This is a genomic window from Williamwhitmania sp. (assembly GCA_035529935.1).
In the GTDB taxonomy this organism is placed as follows: domain Bacteria; phylum Bacteroidota; class Bacteroidia; order Bacteroidales; family Williamwhitmaniaceae; genus Williamwhitmania.
The window spans coordinates 1-17076 of record DATKVT010000144.1 but is presented as its reverse complement, the minus strand read 5'-3'; the positions used below and the strand labels follow the sequence as shown (position 1 = coordinate 17076).

Below are 17076 nucleotides of genomic sequence, written 5' to 3'. Positions count from 1 at the left end.
TTTTTGCCCATGTTGTGGTTTTATTCGCAAAACAAATCTACAACATCGGGGCGAAACCTTCGGGGAGTAGCCCTTTATTTATTCAACTAGCTTTTAAACTGCTTTTTTTTGTCGGACAGTAGTGTTTGGAAATTACTATATGTCCTCACTAAGCTAAAACTGCTATCCTTCTGTTGGCTATATATGCTATAAAATGTAGTATCCCCATCCTCAATAGGTAACTTTGCCCAAGCAACTACAACATCTTTCAAATCATCATTATTCAAATCAACGCTATCGACTACATTAAAAATCTTATACCCATAAGGAATGCATACCTCCTTTGGTAGTTTTATTGCTAGGTCAGCAGAATTCACATCTCTATTGCAAGGTCTTTGTGCATAGCAACTCCAATAATTCACCGAAAGCAAAATAACAAGTATACCAATCGGTCTCCATTTCAATGACACTCTAAAACTCATTTGTACTTTGTTAATCTAATATGCTCGTTTATTTGTCTAGGCAATTCATTAATACCTTCAACTCACACAAAACCGCCAGTAGACAGGTCAGACATCCTCATTAGTGTGAACCAACCCTAGAGCAAATATAGCAAAAAGCCTGTATTAAGGTAGGAGGGGTGGTGGTAAAGGTGGTTACTCCACATGCAGCAGATAACCCAGACGGGGTTAAGAGATGGTTCTGTTCTTACTTTTCTGCTTCGATAATCTTGCGTAAATCAATTGCGTTTTGCGGCAGGTTTACGGTTGCTATTTGCCATATCATTTCGTAATCAATACCAAAGTATTCATGAGAAATGAGATTTCTCAATCCATACATTTTTTTCCAAGGGACTTCTGGATGTTTTTTCTGAATTTCTTCGGGTATGTTTTTTGATGCTTCGCCAATTATTTCAAAGTTTCTAACAACGGCATCCACAATCATGTAACTCTGCTTGAACTCAACAAAGTCCCTTTTACCGATATACTCACCAATTCTGAGCATTGAGGTTAGCATATCTTCCAGATAGAAGTCGTATTGGCGCTTTGAAGGATTCATACGTACCGAACTTGTTTCAGTATGGTATCCCTCAGCTGCTCCTTTAGCGCTTTTATGGAAACGAGGTCAACTTTTATTTTCAATTCTTGCTCCAGGTATTCTTGTAAGTCAAAAAATTCCCAACCAATCGGTTTCTGAAAATCCACAAGTATATCAATATCCGACTTCTCCGATTGTTCGTTCCTTGAGTATGAGCCAAAGTATCCAATCCTTTCAACAGCATACCTGTCTGAAAGTATGGGTTTCAAATTTCTCAATTTGTTCTCAAGGTCCTTCCGATCCATCATAAGGCAAATATAGCTGATTATCGTTTATGCACCTATTGCATCATCATAATATGAACGGTGACTTAAATCTGTCTAATAAGAGTTGGTCTTGCGTTAGTGGTTCAGTGTGTGGCTGGGATTGCAAACAGCCATTGGTCTACCTCAGAATTTAGAGATTCATTGGAGATGGTTTCACCTTTCTTGAGCTGTTCTCTTCCTTCTTCAACTCTTTTCTTCTCGTAGTCAGAAAGCTTATATGGTCCCTCTGCGACATTAGATTCAGGGATAGTCTTAATGGCATTCAAGAACGATGCATCATCAATATGAGTGAGGTATTCATTAATTATATGCCTTAATTCAATGGTGCTCATATTAGAATATTTTTGCAAAGGTAAAGATTTTCAATACAAGTATCAATGGTTATCTATTTCCCTGTCTTGTGTGTAAAGCTAAGGCAAGCCCACAAGCAAATATAGCAAAAAGCCGATAGTAAGGTAGGAGGGGTGGTGGTAAATGCGGTTACTCCATACAGCTAATATGCTACCGTTTCTTCCAATGTATCTATACAATTGAGGTCCATATTAGAACCGATAACCAACAAGAATATAGTATCTATTTAAACCACTTATGTTTGAAGCACCAGCCCCAGCCTCATACATCAGCTCAACCGAGTACCGTTTAACTTCACCACCTAGGCCCAAGGTATATCCCTCTTCAAAATTCCGCGGTGAATCCACCGCTTTCCCAATTTCTATACCATACAACTCCGATTCAACTCTTCTATAGTTAGTTGATTTAATTGCGTAGCCAGCGGTGAATCCACCGTTAAAAAACAAGGTGTATTTGCCTATCGGATATCGATAGCGAACCATGCTTGCTATTTTAAGATAGGTATACTCAAGGTTAATATAAGTTGTGGAGTAGCCATTCTCGTTAAAATGGTCGTTAAACTTATACGATGAATACAATAGTTCATTACACCATGACCACTTTTTTAAATTCCTTGCAAGAACAAAATCAAAAGAGACTCCACCGGAAACATTTACAGAATTTTTGAAATTAGTATATAGTGGAGGAGCATACGGTGAACTATACTCGCTACGAAATTTTAAAGATGTTATTGATATTCCAGCAATGATACCAACCTTCATTGAACCATTATCCGGTTTTTTTTGGAATTCAATTTTAGCATCTTCACATTTATAGTAGATGAAAAATAGATTCTCGATGTCCTTTCGGCTATAGGTGGTATTCTTAATCATTTCACTAACTAAAGGACAATTTCCTAGATAAGAAGCTAATTGACTAAGATATTGTTGATTCACCATGGTGTATGTATAGGCTAACCTTGCATGATAATATTTCTCTTGATACATCTTGTATATGAGCAACTCATAGGTGGGTCCCACCTTGATGTAAAACTGGGTCTTTCCCGAATTATTCTTATATAGGTATAAGCTCTTTATTCCTCCAATTATGGTTTGTAGGAAAGTTGTGTCTACCTCAAATTTTAAATCAGAACGATTGTCTATTTTGTATGGCAAAAACGGGCTAATCTCACTATTTACAATTGCACCAACATATACTTCGTCCGAAACGCTAAATGACCTAATCTCCGTTGGGAGAAATTCAACTTTCTCATCGGTTAATTTCTCCTTGAAATAAATATGGTGTGGATTTTTCTCCCAATTACGATAGTCAATAAAACCGTGCAGGGTATCATTTTTATTGGATACAATATATCCAGCTGTATAGTTCTCCTGGCTATAAATATTTTGGAAAAGAAATAAATGGAAAAGAATTAAAGCAGCACTCTTGCTATAGGACATTGTTTGCATTGAAAAAAGTATTAAAAAACGCTATTGTTTGGAGGTGTTTTAGATTTGTATTATAAAGGTAAATGTAATTTTTCAGTTTCACACAAGTTTTTGTGAGATATGATTTGAGACCTTTGCAATACATGTTTCTTAAAAATATATAGCATGAAGCAGATAGCAAGGTAGGAGGCGGCGGTTTAATTTATGGCTTAAGTAGTGGGTATTATTATTCCTAAAGTTCGTTTATTTCGTAGCTTGTGCTCCTCCCTCCACCTTCCGATTTTTTAAGAATGCCCTTGCTCATTAAATCTTGAATATCTCGCAATGCTGTGTCAGCAGAACATTTCGCGATTTTAGCCCATTTTGATGAGGTTAGCGTTCCATCGAATCCATCAAGAAGCTTAGTCAAGAGCAATTCTTGTCTTTTATTTTGAAGCTTAGAGGAGTTCTTGTTCCAAAATTTATGCTTGTAGATTACCTTCTCAAGCTCACTATTCGACGAGTCAAGAGCGTTTTGCAAGCAGCTTAAGAACCAATTGAGCCATTTTGTTATGTCAAGTGAACCTTTTTGTGTTTTCTCTAGAATGCCGTAGTACCCTTTTCTTTCGGCTCGAATTTGTGAAGACATACTATAGAATCGCTGAGGAATTCCATCGGCCCTTGCAAGAAGCATGTCTGTAATGGCACGGGCTATTCTACCATTTCCATCTTCAAAGGGGTGCAGGCTTACAAACCATAAATGAGCTATACCCGCTTTTATCACAGGTTCTTGAATGTTATTGCTATTTACCCATTCAAGAAATGAATTCATTTCCTTCCCTAAATTTGTTGCACTTGGTGCCTGGTAGTGAACCTTTTCTTTCCCAAGTGCTCCTGACACAACCTGCATGGGTCCGGTAGAATCATCTCTCCAGTTCCCCACGATAATCTTATACATTCCACTTCTGCCGGAAGGAAAGAGCGAGCAATGCCAATTAAATAGCCTCTCCTTGGTCAGGGGTTGATTGAAGCTTTGTGTTGCATCGAGCATCATCTCTACAACTCCGTCTACCTCTCTATCGGAGGGAACTAAACCTGCAATATTCATTCCCAGCTTGCGTGCAATAGAGGAGCGTACTTGCTCAGGATTTAATAGTTCACCCTCAATTTCAGACGATTTTATGACATCGAGGGTTAAGGTGTCCAATACCGCTTCATTTTTTAGCTCAAACCCAAGGGATTCCATTTTGCCTATTAGCTTTCCCTGATGGTTACGAACTTTTCCCAATAGTGGTAGCAGCAATTCGCTATCCCATTTGAAATTGGGCCAATCCTCATTTTCGTATATGTAGACTTTCATTCTCCGCACATTTTGCGGTAAATATAGGGCAAATTCCCATCACTTCAAAATAATCTCCGCACATATTGCGGCGAATGCTGGGTGTAATCTCCGCATATTCTTCGAGAAGTAGTGGTGGGAGTCATTTGTAGGTTTGAGGAGCATTGTACTCGCCACCCTAGATTTGCAAATGTGGCTAGTAGAATATTATTTCGTTCGGGAGGTGATTATCTTATTATCGGGATCTCGTCTACAATCCCAAACCATTACAATCAGAATGATAGCTTCAATAATTTCATAAATTATTTGATAGTCACCTTTCACAAGAGCTCTTACGGAGTCAATGTCTGTTTACAATCCAATCGATGGATTTTTGGCAATAAGAGCTATGCTTTTTTTAATTTTAGAGTTGAGCTTTCGGCTATAATTTGCATTACCGTTCCTTCGATAGTAAAAGTCGAGAATATCAAATAGATCTGACCTTGCCTCAATTGACCATTCTATTTTGTACTTAGCCATTGGTCTACCTCAGAATTTAGAGATTCATTGGAGATGGTTTCACCTTTTTTGAGCTGTTCTCTTCCTTCTTCAACTCTTTTCTTCTCGTAGTCAGAAAGCTTATATGGTCCCTCTGCGACATTAGATTCAAGGATAGTCTTAATGGCATTCAAGAACGATGCATCATCAATATGAGTGAGGTATTCATTGATTATATGCCTTAATTCAATGGTGCTCATATTAGAATATTTTTGCAAAGGTAAAGATTTTCAATGCAAGTATCAATGGTTATCTATTTCCCTGCCTTGTGTGTAAAGCGAAAGCAAGCCCAAGAGCAAATATAGCAAAAAGCCGATAGTAAGGTGGAAGGGATGGGGGCAAAGGTGGTTACTCCATCCGGCGGAAAACCCTGACGGGGTTTGGAATAGCTAGGAATGTAAACCGAATGTGATTTCAACAAGCAACCACTATCTCACGCACGAATGTAACCCCGACAGGGTTAAGAGGTGGTTCAGTGAGTAACCATGTGTGGGTGGTTACTTTGGTTCTTATGTCAGGGCTACGCCCCTCTGCAATATGGAAATGGCTTCCTGCTACGAAGATATCAGGGCTAAAGCCCCTAAGGGTATGGCTACTGCTGTGCCGTTACGAAGATATCGGGGCTACGCCCATAGGGTATGCTGCTGCTCTACTGTTGCGAAGATATCGGGGCTATTGCCCCTATTGTTTGCATTATTTTTTTATTCTCACTTACGGTTGGCTTAATGGAATCGAATTCATTACTCCACGCAATTCGTCGGCGATTCTCCAAAGGGTGTTCCCCAATTGCGTTTGGTCGTTTGCTGTCATTTATATTTCATTGTTCGGCTCAATCAAGGGGCGTTGCCCCGCCATCTTAATAGCAAGGGGAATTGCGTAAATAAAGAGGGGCGTTAGCCCTGATATCTTTCCTAATCGTACCATTCAAACAAATATTTTTCATCATAATCAATTTCAAATTTTTCAAGCAGCAACAAATACTCTTCCCTGAACGATTGTTTTTTATGATGGTTGGGTTGGTTTAAAACATATTTTACCACATTGTCGATGTGCGATTTGGAATAGGTAAAAGCCCCAAAGCCATCTTGCCACGCAAATTTACCGGGAAGGTATTTTTTTTCGTTGAGCCACTTAGACGACCCCGATTTTACCTGTTCCATTAATTTTGAGGGTGCAAGGGTTGGATGCATCCCTACAAAAATGTGTGTATGGTCGGGATTGCAATATATGGCGTATGTTTTACACTTATGGTTACCAATGATGCCACACATAACTTTTTCTAACTCATCTCGAAATGATTCTTTAATTAGGTTCTCTCTGCCTCTCACGGCGAAAACGAATTGAGTGTATAGCTGGGTGTAGGTGTTTGCTATGGTTCGTATGTCGGGGCTGCGCCCCTATGTTTAGGTTAATGTTTTCCTGCAAAGATTTCGGGGCTATCGCCCCTGCGAAATGATGATTTAGTGCAAATTACGAAGATTTTTGTGCAATCGCTCCTACCGTCCAATGATTTTATGCCGTTACGAAGATTTCAGGGCTAACGCCCCTCTGCTTTAGGTTAATGGCTTCCTGCTAAGAAGATTTTAGGGCTACGCCCCTAGGTATGCTGCTACTGTGCCGTTACGAAGAGATCGGGGCTACGCCCCTAGGATACGATGATTTATGCGAATTACAAAGATTTCAGGGCTAATGCCCCTCTGCTTTAGGTTAATGGCTTCCTGCTACGAAGATTTTAGGGCTACGCCCCTGGGTATGCTGCTACTGTGCTGTTACGAAGATATCGGGGCTACGCCCCTGGAGGTCTGCTGCTGCTCTGTTGTTACGAAGAGATCAGGGTTACGCCCCTGGAGTATGCTGCTGCTCTGCTGTTACTAAGAGATCAGGGTTACGCCCCTCTGGTTTAGGTTAATGGCTTCCTGCTACGAAGATTTCGGGGCTACGCCCCTGGGGGTATGCTGCTGCTCTGTTGTTACGAAGAGATCAGGGTTACGCCCCTGGGATACGATGATTTATGCGAAATACAAAGATTTCAGGGCTAACGCCCCTAGGGGGACGCTGCTGTTCTGCAGTTATGAGGATTTCGGGGCTACGCCCTTAGAGTATGCTGCTCTGCAGTTATGAAGATTTCGGGGCTACGCCCCTAGGGTGTGTATTACTTTTCTATTCTCGTTACGGTTGGCTAAATGGAATCGAGGGGTTTTCGGCTTTGGTTGCCCATTTGCTTAAAGTGGCTTGGGGTGAGGCCGGTGGATTTTTTGAACTGGCTGGAGAGGTGTGCCACGCTGCTGTAGCCCAGCTTATCGGCAATTTCGCTCAGCGACAGCTCGTCGTACACAATCAGCTCCTTTACCTTCTCCACCTTTTGGGCAATAATATACTTCTCAATGGTTTTTCCCTCCACTTCCGAGAATAGCTTGCTGAGGTAGGAGTAGTCGCGGTGGAGCTTGTGGGCAATGATGTCGGAAAAGTTCTCATTCCCGTTTACTCCGCTGCGGTAGTGAATGTTCTCAACTACAATGTTCTTTATTTGCTCAATAATCCGGTGGCGCGTATCGTCGAGCAGCTCAAACCCCAGCTTGGTAAGGTTGTGCGAAAAGTCCTCACGCTGCTCATCGGTGAACGGAGCGTCCAATATAACTTCGCCCAGGGAAACGGACACAGGGGCAACACCCATTCGGTTGAGTTCCTGCTCCACCGCCATAATGCAGCGAGGGCAAACCATATTTTTAATGTAGAGCTTCATTCCATCTAAATTTTCAGAAAGGTAGCACTTGTTTTGTTGTCATGGCCAATGGATAAACAACTTTGGTGGACTATAGTTTCATCTCCAGCAGCTTTACGGCCTTAATCTCGGTGGGTGACACAGCCACCATTAGCGGGAACACTTCTACACCCTGCGCAATGGCCTCTTTCAGCTTGCGGGCATACTGTGGGTCAATGTGGGCGGCAGGAGCAAAGGCCTCCACGTCGGTACGTTGAATAATGTAAAGCATGGCTGCTCTATAACCCTGCTGCTTTGCCTTGACCAGCGTTTCGAGGTGCTTTTGTCCACGGGTGGTAACGGCGTCGGGAAACATGGCTAGGTTACCATCCTTGAGCGAAACATTCTTCACCTCCACAAAGCACGCCTCGCTTGCATTCCGTGCGTATAGGTCGAAGCGGCTGTCGTCGAAGGTCACTTCGCGCTTAACCTCGGTGTAGCCTTGTAGTCCGGGAATGAGGTTGTTAACCAGCGCTTCGTAGCCAAACTGGTTGGGGTTAGCGGTGTTGATGCCCACCCAGCTGCCATCTATCTTAATCATCTCCCAGGTGAAGCGCGTTTTGCGGTTAGGGTCGGCAGCCGGGGAGAGGTAAACCTCCGCACCATTCTCCAAACAGCTCTTCATGGAGCCGGAGTTGGTGCAGTGCGCCACCACCACCTCACCGCTATCGAGGGTAACATCGGCCAAAAACCGCTTGTATCGCTTAACCAGCGTTCCGTGTATCAAAGGGGAGGAAAATTTCATATCTCAGCTTTTCAGAGTAACGGTTTTGTCAACCATTAGTTTGATGGTTATCTAAAATGAGAGTTCAATGTAGCTATTCTCGTTGGTTCATTGAAAGCGACTGTGTTTACACGAGTGCCATAGTTTGGGTTCTTCAACGGTATTTAACAGCAAAATCGAATCAAACGAATATCAACGGCCTCGTAGAGGCCTAACGTTGGTAGAAAAAGCAATCATATAATGTTAGCGCTCCGTAGGTGCGCAAACTATCCTATTCAAATCACTGGACAAAAGAAATTTGTTGCGCACCTACGGAGCGCCAACGCCTCTTCAAACAATGTGCTACCAACGTTTGGCTCCTACGGAGCCTCGAGCACTAAGTTACGCTGCAGGGTACAGCAAATATTTATAGGACAACCATTATAAAAACAAAATTTTAGCATTTAATTTTCAATCAACCACAATTCTTCCCTGAACTCCCATACTTTTGTGCTACAATTTTATTGTAATGAACTCTGTCGTAGTAAAAGTGTCTTTAGGGGTTATGTTGGCCATTCTGGTTGCCGGTTGCTCCGTTACCACCAACATTCCAAAGCCCAACGAATCGTACAAGCTCACCGATCTGGGCACCTCGGTTTCCACGGTAGCCATTCCCGTTTCGTTTAACCGTGCGCAGCTGCTGGCCTCCATCAACCATCGCTTGGATGGGCTCATCTATGAAGATAGGGGTAGCTCCTACGAAAACATGCAGGTGAAGGTTTGGAAAATTCAACCCATAACGGCCTCCTTTTCCGGAAATTCGGTCACCTATAGCGTTCCCATCAGGGCATGGGTGAGCGCAAGTGTTGGGTTGCTGGGCTACTCGTTATCCTCGGAGCTGGAAGGTGAACTGGCCATGACATTTACTACAACCTTCACCTTTGGCAAGGACTGGAGCATGGTGCCGAAAACCACCATGACAGGCTATACCTGGCTGTCGGAGCCCAAGGCTAGAGTCGGACGGCTGCAGCTGCCTGCCTCCTTCATTGCCGACAAGGCTTTGAGCAGGGCAAAGCAGGATATCTGCAACAAGATCGACGAAAATTTTGGTGACTGTATTAGCCTCACGGCCGTTGTGGATCAGCTAACTACATTTGTTAAAAAGCCCATTCTAGTTAACCCCGACTACAACATATGGCTGGTTTTAGTGCCTCAAAAGGTCTCCATTTCATCCTTTACATCTACCGATAGCCTGGTGTCAACAACCATTGGACTGCAGGCTGTATCGGAGGTTGTAATCGATAAGCAATCGCCCGATCTCTGGCTCGACGCTCCAAAACCACAGCTGGTTGCCGGTAACGATGCCGACCGCTACGTGAACATCAACTTTGGCGTGGACGTTCCCTTTGAGGAGGCTGAAATGCTTTTTGCCAATGGGGTGGTTGGAAAATCGTTTAGCCAGGGACGCAGAACCGTTAAGGTAGATAGCTTGCGTATTTACGGAAGCGGCGATAAAATGGTGATAGGAACACAGCTGGAGGGTAGCCTCAATGGCTGGATATACTTTAAGGGCATTCCACGCTACAACCATGCAACCAATAGTGTTGAAATGGTAAACCTTGACTACGAGCTGCAAACGAGCAATATTCTCCATCGCACTGCTTCGTGGCTCTTTAAAAGCTCCATTCTGGAGTCGGTGAGGAGGGCAATGGTTTTTCCTGTGGGTGATGAGCTTACCAAAACCTTGGCGGAGATTAACCGAAACCTAATTCGGAACCGAAATATCCCCAACTTGGAGCTGAATGGTAAGATTACCGAGCTGGCAATTGACCAAATCGACCTCATTCCCGACGCCTTTAGGGTGAAGGTGAAGGCGAAAGGAGAGGTTGCGTTGGAGGTGAAGAGGATTCAGTAGTAAAGGAAGTTAAAAGAATGGGAAGAAGGTATAGGAAGGTATAAGAATTAAAAGAATGTAGAGACGCACGATCGTGCGTCTCCTTTGTGGTGATATGTAAATTTAACCGATTGTAGGGGCGAAAAATTTTTCGCCCAAAGAAATAACCGCGAAGCGGTTTAATATGAATAGCCATGGGCGTCAGCCCATGGTAAAGGCAATTTAGAGTGCAAGCGCTAAACTTTGCCTTCTATGCACCGCAATCCACAGCTTCGTGCCCAGATTGACCACCTCGAAGAGGTGGCATGTTTGTAGCCGGGGGTGTCAACCCCCGGACAGGAAGTGTCCATAGTGTTGGCGGTGCACGTCTGTAAGGTTGCTCAACACACCGAACCTCCATGCACCGCAATGGCAAAAAGTTAAACGAATAGGATGAAGTTATAGGAAGTCGCAGCACAGATCCGGCCACTACCGGATTAAAGATGTCAACAGATTGTAGAAACGCACAATTTTGCGTCTCTGCTATTTCCCCGCACAAAACATTAAAATGGCAAACCGCGAAGCGGTTCAATATGAATAGCCATGGACGTTAGCCCATGGTAAAGGCAATTTAGAGTGCAAGCGCTAAACTTTGCCTTCTATGCACCGCAATCCACAGCTTCGTGCCTAGATTGACCACCTCGAAGAGGTGGCATGTTTGTAGCCGGGGGTGTCAACCCCCGGACAGGAAGTGGCCATAGTGGTGGCGGTGCACGTTCGTAAGATTGCTCAACGCACCAAACCTACCATGCACCGCAATGGCAAAAAGGTATTAAATAGAGAAGTTAAACGGAAGTCAGAGGATTTAAAGAATTAAGAAAATTCAACCGAATGTAGAGACGCATGATCGTGCGTCTCAATGGTTTTCATCCACAAACAAATAGAACAGTCGGAATACCGAAGTCGCTCAACTAACGAAGGTGCCCGTTTCCTAATAATCCTAACAGCCTATTAGCCTAATCTCTTCACTGCCTCTTTTTCCTCAATGGCTTGAGCAAGAATTCTAACCCGTTAAGTTGAATTTCGTAGGCCGTTTCAATCAAAACACCCAATCGTCCTTGAGGAAATCCCTTCTGCTTAAACCACACAAGGTAACCCTCCGGCAGGTCGCAAATCAACCTGCCCTTATACTTGCCAAAGGGCATGGGCATGGTTGTTAGCTCTGTTAGTATCTTTATATCAGGTTGGATGTTTTCCACTTTGAACCTATTGGTTTAGAAGTCGTTTTTGCGACGAAGAACTTTTTTTAACGATTGTACTTTTTTCTTATCAAGACGTTTTTCCTTTGATGCTCTGGAGGGTTTGGTGGGGCGCCTCTTTTTGCGAGGGGTAAATAGCTGCTGCAGAAGCTCATAAAACTTGGCTGTGCAGATTTCCTTGTTTTTTAGCTGCGAACGATCCTCCTGCGAAACAATGAGCAGCTCACCGGCAGCAGTAACCCTTCCGCCCAGCTTCTTTACCATTATCTCTTTTTCAGTAGCGGAAAGCAGCAAGGAGTCCGTAATGCTAAACCTTAGCTCCACCTTGGAGTTCACCTTATTCACATTTTGTCCGCCGGCACCGCTGCTTCGCGAGGCGCTGTATGTTAACTCTCCGGAGAAGTCACGCAGCCAAACGGCAACCGGTTGGCTACTACCAAAATCTTCGTTCGATGGAGAGGAGAGCATTTTATTGAAAATTATATGGCATCGGGATTTCCAACCGTATCTGCAATTTGCTCTGGGTCTAACTCCAATGCAGGTTCGTTTGAAAAGTGCTCATATATAACGATGTGCCCTTTGTTATCGGTCTTAAAAGAGTAGTATTTCTGCGAAAAGTAGCTGAACACCACTATGATTGCGGTGGTAAGCATTTTTGAAGGAGTGGGATAGAAGTCAAAATACTCCACAAATAGTTCCAGCAGAACAAAGTTAAATAGGATGGAGCCAACAACAATTACACCATAGCGAAACAACTGTATTTTGCTCTTAAGTTCTGACTGAATAAAGGTGATATACTTGTTAAGCAAGAACCCTGTAGGAAAGGAGATACAAAAAGCCATAATGAAAGCTGCGATGTGCGGTGCCACGGTTGTAAAACCAAGATCAACAGGTTCTTTCTTTAAAATGAAGTTATAGCTTATGAAGTAGAGAATCGTGTCGAGCACCATATTTCCTCCACCACAGGCCGCATACCGAAAAGTTTCAAGGGGAATGTATTTCCTGAATGGTTTATAAAACCAATCGATTATAGCAATAATCCAATTTCGCAGAAAGTTAAAATTCATAGAGCTGGTCGTATTAGGCCATCCTTGAGGCTCGAAAATTGTTGTATTAATTTAAATACGCGGCAAAAATAGCAAAATGAATGTATTAAACGAAGGGAATGGCCAGAAAATGGCGTTAAATAAAGTTAGAAGGATTCAGCCTCTTGTGGAAACGCAGTATGTGGTTTATTTCCTTCTATGACAAGGTCCTGCATCGCTGGATAATGACACAGTTTCATCATTGCTATTTTTCATTTCATCAAGTTTCCATCATTGCTTGCTTCTGGGCAATTTTATCCAAGTTATTTCTTTCCACTATCTTTGCCTCCCCAACATTTTTTTGAGCTATGATATACATTGACTGTGATGACGTGCTGGCAGAGAGCACCCGTTCCTATATCGCCATTATTAAACGTGAGTTTGGCATTGAACGTAAGTTTGAGGAGCTTACCTCCTTTGATCTTCGCGTCTCCTTCGGGCTATCGCAAGCACAGTTCGACCATTTCTTTCATTTAGTGCATACACGCGAGGAGATACTAAAATTTAAGCCATTGGAAGGGGCTGTGGAAACGCTAAGGGCTTGGAACCAAACTGGGCTCGAAATAGCCATTGTTACCGGCCGAATTACTGCAGCTTACGAGGCAACGCTTGAATGGCTGCAGAGTCTATCCATTCCTTACGATCACTTTATGGTGGTGGATAAGTATAACCGACCCGAAATGGATATGACCATTGCCAAACCGCTATCGGCGCTTACAGCAATGAATTTTGAGTTGGCCATTGAAGATTCCTATGCCATGGCTAAGTATCTTGCCGTTGAGCAGAAGGTAGATGTTGCATTAATGAACAGGCCTTGGAATATTTATCAGGCCAATCTTCCAGGAGTTAAGCGGGTGAGTAGTTGGGAGGAAATTCGGCCGTGGCATAGCCTCCGTCTTGGCCCAAAGGTGCAATAGGGCACAGCTATTTTTATGTTATTTTAACGTTAACCTATTGTTAAATAGGCAGGTGTAAACTTCTATCTTTTAGCGGTTAAACTTTTCGCCACTATCACCGTTCAAAAGGAAAAATAGCTGTATATTGTCGTCCTTTTTCTTTTTAAAATTGCAGATGAAAAAAACTCTCTTTCAATCGCTGGCAGTTATTGCCATTGTTCTTGTTCTTTCCAGTTGGGGGTCTAAAGGGCACAAGAGTATTAACTCGCATGTCACTTTTTTCTTTAACGATGCGTTGAGCCAGTTCGACAGCTGGTCATCCACCTTGGCATCGCATGCCTCCGATGCCGATAACCGCAAGAGTTCAGATCCCAATGAGGCTCCCAAGCACTACATCGACATTGAGAACTATACCGAGTTTAACAACAGTGGTGTGTTACCTAATACGTTGGCTCAAGCAATTGCTGAATATAGCTCTGCCAATGTTTACGACTGGGGTATTCTGCCTTGGGCAACCAAAACTACCTACGATACGTTGGTATCCTGTTTCCGTCGAGGCGATTTAGATAAGGCCGTGCTTACTGCCGCCGATATGGGGCACTATGTGGGCGATGGACACATGCCGCTGCATATTACATCCAACTACAACGGTCAACTTTCAGGGAATTACGGTATTCACTCTCGCTATGAGTCAGATATGGTTGATGCCCACATCTATGATTTCAACTACACGGCAGAATCTATCTCGTTGATTCCGGATGTTCAGCAGTATATTCTCAACTATATCTACGATAGCCACACCTACATCGACACAGTTTTGAAATCGGACAACTATGCCAAGGCGCTTGACTCTTCCTATGGGGATGTCTACATCGCTGCCATGTGGGCAAAGTTGGGTAATATTACAAACCACTTATTTGAGGAATCGGCGCACTCTATTGCCGAACTTATTTATACTGCCTACAACGAATCACAATCGACAACTGGTATAAATGATGTTGTTACCACCACTGGTATTTCCCTTGAGCAGAATTTCCCAAACCCATTCTCCGATATCACGAAAATTCAATATTCACTGGCACAGACTGCAAATGTTCAGGTTTTTGTTTTGGATACACAGGGTAAGGCTATCGCAACCTTGGCAAATGGCCAAAAATCTGCAGGTGTTTATACGGTAGATTTTATGCCTACCACTTTGAGCGCTGGTGTATATTTCTTGGTTCTAAAGAGCAATAACTACGTTGAAACAAAGCGAATGGTGCTCATCAAGTAGTTGAACATATTTATATTAGAAGAAAGGGAAAGGTTTGGCAATTCCGCCGAAACTTCCCCTTTCTTTTTTGCTTCCACCTCCGGTATTGAGGTCATTTTAATGCTCTAATAGTCATCAGTCGATAGTAAATAACGCTTAATCGCAACTACATCCTCTTCGCCCAGCCCTTTAGCATTGGCCGCTTCAAACGAATTGAACGCCAATTTTCCAAGGGGTGAGCTTAATCCGCAACTGTTTGCCAGCCTCAAATCTTTGGCCAAGTGCTTAAGCGCAAACGCTGCTTGGAAGTTTTCTTTCAGCATGGCTTCACCCTTAATCTTAATGTATGGGCTTCCCATGGCACCGTTGGCCAAAATGTTGAGTAAATCTTCCGGGTTAACGTTCATCTGCTCTGCAAATAGAACAACCTCAGCTAATCCTTGCGTGATGATGCCAAGCAGCGTATTCACTGCTAGCTTAGCGGAGTTTCCTGCACCACATTGACCAAGATGCAGCGTAAGTTTTCCTAAGCTGTCGAATAGCGGTTTAACTTTTTCGTAGGCGAGCTTGTTTCCACCCACCATAATAACCAAAGAACCATCCTCAGCTTGCTTTACGCTACCTGAAACAGGGGCGTCGAGATAGCTGCAACCTTTTTGTTTGCATTGCAATTCCATCTCCCGGCTCGTGTCGGGCGATATGGTGCTCATGTTTACAAATATTTTATCTGTACTCTCACCAGCAAGCAGTCCATTCACCCCCATAAATACCTCTTTTACGGCTTTATCGTCCGACACCATGATAAAGATGACTGCTGAGTTTATAGCTAATTCGTGCGGGGAGGAAACAACATCTATTTTCTCATTGTTTAGCAGATTTTCCTTGCCTTTGGTGCGATTATACACACTTACCTGACTGCCTGAACCAATAAGCCGCTTCACCATTGGAATACCCATATTTCCAAGGCCTATCCATCCAATATTCATTTTTTCCATTTGTTTTCGATTGGAATAATACTCTTTTCCTTAATTCAATATTCCTAGCTAATAGGTTGGGAAAGGAATACCTGAAATACGCTCATATTCCCGTATCAGCTTATCTTGTAGTTCAGAGATAGCCGTTGCATGTTGAAATTCTTTAGGTCGCTTGTGGAAGAAGTATCCTCCAGTTACCATGGCCTCCTTATCGTTGCTGGTGGCAAGCCACGCTTGCGTTTTGTATCCTTCTTCCAAACTATCGGGTGCTTCTGCACCGCCCAATTTGGTTGCAACCCATCCCGGTTCAATGGCGTTGGATAAAACATTTTTCCAGCGTTGGGCTATGGCCATTGACAGAATCAGGTTGTGGAGCTTGGTGTCGCTGTAGGCGTTAAATCCATTCCATGGGCGTGCTTCCCAAAACAGGTCTTTCAGGGAGATATCGCCACCTCGATGTAGGCCAGAGCTAACGTATACCAAACGTTTAGGTCTATTAATTAAACAGGTAAGGATGTATGGAGCCAGCGAATTTACGGCGAAAATGGTGGGTATCCCCACAGCCGTAACCTCTTTGTGTGGTCCACGAAAACCAACGCCTGCATTGTGGATTATGGCATCAAAAGCACCAAGATTATTTACCTGCTTTGCCAACTCTTTGGTTTCGTCAATGCTCGACAAGTCACCATAAACTGCTGCTTCGGCTCCAGATACCGCTCTGAGTGTTTCCTCAGCACGCTGAGGATTTCTGCCATGCAGCACTACCTTGTGACCTTCGGCAACCAGCAACTTCGCTGCCATTAAGCCCAGTCCATCTGATGAGCCTGTAATAAATACTCTTGCCATATTGAAATAATATTAGAAGGTTTTTACTCTTTATTTTAATGGGTTAAACAATCTAGGATGAAGTTTGGCAATGAAATTAAGATTGGCAGCCATGAGCACTACTTTTTGTTCTTCTTTCTCTTCAAGGTGCCTATTTGCGCATCATAAAATTTATCAATATCCTTAAATCGCAACTCAGCCTTTTTTCCTTTCACCTGACTTTTGGAGGCATATCCAGAATCTTGCATTATTATTATCAATCATTGCTAACCGACTAAAAATACAAACCAGCATATCGCATGCAGAACATGCTTATAATCTGCATGCAGCATTTAATCTCGTTAGGTCTAATTCCTCGAAGCTCTGCTTCGAAAATTAATTATATTTTTGTTATGTGAGTGACTATATACATAAAAGCCATAATGTAACTGTTATACTGTATCATTTTGTTTGTCCTGCAAAATACAGGCGA

The 17076-nt window shown here is 43.1% G+C and carries 20 protein-coding genes; 4 read left to right on the top strand and 16 right to left on the bottom strand.

What is annotated here, in order from left to right:
- Positions 1 to 687 precede the first annotated feature (687 nt).
- From VMW01_10825 to sfsA, 10 genes are all read right to left on the bottom strand, one after another.
- Complete coding sequence (locus VMW01_10825; GenBank protein ID HUW06741.1) at positions 688 to 1038, bottom strand: DUF86 domain-containing protein; 351 nt, start codon at positions 1036 to 1038, stop codon at positions 688 to 690.
- The gene (locus tag VMW01_10820) at positions 1035 to 1286 is read right to left on the bottom strand and encodes a nucleotidyltransferase family protein (GenBank protein HUW06740.1); all 252 of its coding nucleotides are present in this window, start codon (positions 1284 to 1286) and stop codon (positions 1035 to 1037) included. The genes VMW01_10825 and VMW01_10820 overlap by 4 nt, the downstream gene beginning before the upstream one ends.
- A gap of 140 nt (positions 1287 to 1426) precedes the next feature.
- Positions 1427 to 1675 carry a hypothetical protein gene (locus tag VMW01_10815; protein HUW06739.1) on the bottom strand — a complete coding sequence of 83 codons (249 nt, stop codon included), beginning with the start codon at positions 1673 to 1675 and terminating at the stop codon, positions 1427 to 1429.
- Between the two features lie 210 nt (positions 1676 to 1885).
- The gene (locus tag VMW01_10810) at positions 1886 to 3142 is read right to left on the bottom strand and encodes a hypothetical protein (protein HUW06738.1); all 1257 of its coding nucleotides are present in this window, start codon (positions 3140 to 3142) and stop codon (positions 1886 to 1888) included.
- A 211-nt stretch (positions 3143 to 3353) separates the two neighbouring features.
- A complete protein-coding gene (locus tag VMW01_10805) occupies positions 3354 to 4460 on the bottom strand; it encodes a Fic family protein (protein HUW06737.1) in 1107 nt (368 codons plus the stop codon).
- A gap of 330 nt (positions 4461 to 4790) precedes the next feature.
- On the bottom strand, positions 4791 to 4958 hold the full coding sequence (locus VMW01_10800; protein ID HUW06736.1) for a hypothetical protein: 168 nt from the start codon (positions 4956 to 4958) through the stop codon (positions 4791 to 4793).
- Positions 4940 to 5176, bottom strand: a complete 237-nt coding sequence (locus VMW01_10795; GenBank protein ID HUW06735.1) for a hypothetical protein — start codon at positions 5174 to 5176, stop codon at positions 4940 to 4942. The genes VMW01_10800 and VMW01_10795 overlap by 19 nt, the downstream gene beginning before the upstream one ends.
- Positions 5177 to 5887: 711 nt before the next feature.
- Complete coding sequence (tnpA, locus tag VMW01_10790) at positions 5888 to 6349, bottom strand: IS200/IS605 family transposase (protein HUW06734.1); 462 nt, start codon at positions 6347 to 6349, stop codon at positions 5888 to 5890.
- 806 nt (positions 6350 to 7155) lie between these two features.
- Complete coding sequence (locus VMW01_10785) at positions 7156 to 7719, bottom strand: AraC family transcriptional regulator (protein HUW06733.1); 564 nt, start codon at positions 7717 to 7719, stop codon at positions 7156 to 7158.
- 70 nt (positions 7720 to 7789) lie between these two features.
- Positions 7790 to 8482, bottom strand: coding sequence for a DNA/RNA nuclease SfsA (gene sfsA / locus VMW01_10780; GenBank protein HUW06732.1), 693 nt, complete (start codon positions 8480 to 8482; stop codon positions 7790 to 7792).
- A gap of 487 nt (positions 8483 to 8969) precedes the next feature.
- On the opposite strand from sfsA, the gene VMW01_10775 reads away from it, so the two are divergent.
- Entirely contained in the window at positions 8970 to 10355 is a 1386-nt protein-coding gene (locus tag VMW01_10775) for a DUF4403 family protein (protein HUW06731.1), read from the top strand.
- 983 nt (positions 10356 to 11338) lie between these two features.
- Here the strand turns inward: VMW01_10775 and VMW01_10770 are convergent.
- Genes VMW01_10770 through VMW01_10760 form a run of 3 tightly spaced genes read right to left on the bottom strand, consistent with a single transcriptional unit; the run spans position 11339 to position 12639 of the window.
- Positions 11339 to 11572: a DUF3820 family protein gene (locus VMW01_10770; GenBank protein ID HUW06730.1), complete on the bottom strand. Its 234-nt coding sequence runs from the start codon at positions 11570 to 11572 to the stop codon at positions 11339 to 11341.
- 15 nt (positions 11573 to 11587) lie between these two features.
- Positions 11588 to 12040, bottom strand: coding sequence for an alternative ribosome rescue aminoacyl-tRNA hydrolase ArfB (gene arfB / locus VMW01_10765; GenBank protein HUW06729.1), 453 nt, complete (start codon positions 12038 to 12040; stop codon positions 11588 to 11590).
- A gap of 11 nt (positions 12041 to 12051) precedes the next feature.
- A complete protein-coding gene (locus VMW01_10760) occupies positions 12052 to 12639 on the bottom strand; it encodes a GtrA family protein (protein ID HUW06728.1) in 588 nt (195 codons plus the stop codon).
- A gap of 326 nt (positions 12640 to 12965) precedes the next feature.
- On the opposite strand from VMW01_10760, the gene VMW01_10755 reads away from it, so the two are divergent.
- On the top strand, positions 12966 to 13574 hold the full coding sequence (locus VMW01_10755) for a hypothetical protein (GenBank protein ID HUW06727.1): 609 nt from the start codon (positions 12966 to 12968) through the stop codon (positions 13572 to 13574).
- 154 nt (positions 13575 to 13728) lie between these two features.
- The gene (locus tag VMW01_10750; protein HUW06726.1) at positions 13729 to 14826 is read left to right on the top strand and encodes a T9SS type A sorting domain-containing protein; all 1098 of its coding nucleotides are present in this window, start codon (positions 13729 to 13731) and stop codon (positions 14824 to 14826) included.
- A 104-nt stretch (positions 14827 to 14930) separates the two neighbouring features.
- On the opposite strand, the gene VMW01_10745 is transcribed toward VMW01_10750, so the two are convergent.
- The 3 genes from VMW01_10745 to VMW01_10735 form a co-directional block, all read right to left on the bottom strand.
- A complete protein-coding gene (locus VMW01_10745; protein ID HUW06725.1) occupies positions 14931 to 15800 on the bottom strand; it encodes an NAD(P)-dependent oxidoreductase in 870 nt (289 codons plus the stop codon).
- A gap of 48 nt (positions 15801 to 15848) precedes the next feature.
- Positions 15849 to 16625, bottom strand: coding sequence for an SDR family NAD(P)-dependent oxidoreductase (locus VMW01_10740; protein HUW06724.1), 777 nt, complete (start codon positions 16623 to 16625; stop codon positions 15849 to 15851).
- 98 nt (positions 16626 to 16723) lie between these two features.
- On the bottom strand, positions 16724 to 16852 hold the full coding sequence (locus VMW01_10735) for a hypothetical protein (GenBank protein HUW06723.1): 129 nt from the start codon (positions 16850 to 16852) through the stop codon (positions 16724 to 16726).
- Between the two features lie 146 nt (positions 16853 to 16998).
- Here VMW01_10735 and VMW01_10730 point away from each other — a divergent pair.
- A partial coding sequence (locus tag VMW01_10730; protein ID HUW06722.1) for an IS200/IS605 family transposase occupies positions 16999 to 17076 on the top strand: 78 nt, incomplete at its 3' end.

Coding starts and splice junctions, on each gene's coding strand:
- sfsA (HUW06732.1), bottom strand. CDS start 8,482: ATGAAATTTTCCTCCCCTTTGATACACGGAACGCTGGTTAAGCGATAC.
- VMW01_10785 (HUW06733.1), bottom strand. CDS start 7,719: ATGAAGCTCTACATTAAAAATATGGTTTGCCCTCGCTGCATTATGGCG.
- VMW01_10805 (HUW06737.1), bottom strand. CDS start 4,460: ATGAAAGTCTACATATACGAAAATGAGGATTGGCCCAATTTCAAATGG.
- VMW01_10745 (HUW06725.1), bottom strand. CDS start 15,800: ATGGAAAAAATGAATATTGGATGGATAGGCCTTGGAAATATGGGTATT.
- VMW01_10815 (HUW06739.1), bottom strand. CDS start 1,675: ATGAGCACCATTGAATTAAGGCATATAATTAATGAATACCTCACTCAT.
- VMW01_10760 (HUW06728.1), bottom strand. CDS start 12,639: ATGAATTTTAACTTTCTGCGAAATTGGATTATTGCTATAATCGATTGG.
- arfB (HUW06729.1), bottom strand. CDS start 12,040: ATGCTCTCCTCTCCATCGAACGAAGATTTTGGTAGTAGCCAACCGGTT.
- VMW01_10755 (HUW06727.1), top strand. CDS start 12,966: ATGATATACATTGACTGTGATGACGTGCTGGCAGAGAGCACCCGTTCC.
- VMW01_10775 (HUW06731.1), top strand. CDS start 8,970: ATGAACTCTGTCGTAGTAAAAGTGTCTTTAGGGGTTATGTTGGCCATT.
- VMW01_10735 (HUW06723.1), bottom strand. CDS start 16,852: ATGCAAGATTCTGGATATGCCTCCAAAAGTCAGGTGAAAGGAAAAAAG.
- VMW01_10810 (HUW06738.1), bottom strand. CDS start 3,142: ATGCAAACAATGTCCTATAGCAAGAGTGCTGCTTTAATTCTTTTCCAT.
- VMW01_10800 (HUW06736.1), bottom strand. CDS start 4,958: ATGGCTAAGTACAAAATAGAATGGTCAATTGAGGCAAGGTCAGATCTA.
- VMW01_10750 (HUW06726.1), top strand. CDS start 13,729: ATGAAAAAAACTCTCTTTCAATCGCTGGCAGTTATTGCCATTGTTCTT.
- VMW01_10825 (HUW06741.1), bottom strand. CDS start 1,038: ATGAATCCTTCAAAGCGCCAATACGACTTCTATCTGGAAGATATGCTA.
- VMW01_10740 (HUW06724.1), bottom strand. CDS start 16,625: ATGGCAAGAGTATTTATTACAGGCTCATCAGATGGACTGGGCTTAATG.
- VMW01_10795 (HUW06735.1), bottom strand. CDS start 5,176: ATGAGCACCATTGAATTAAGGCATATAATCAATGAATACCTCACTCAT.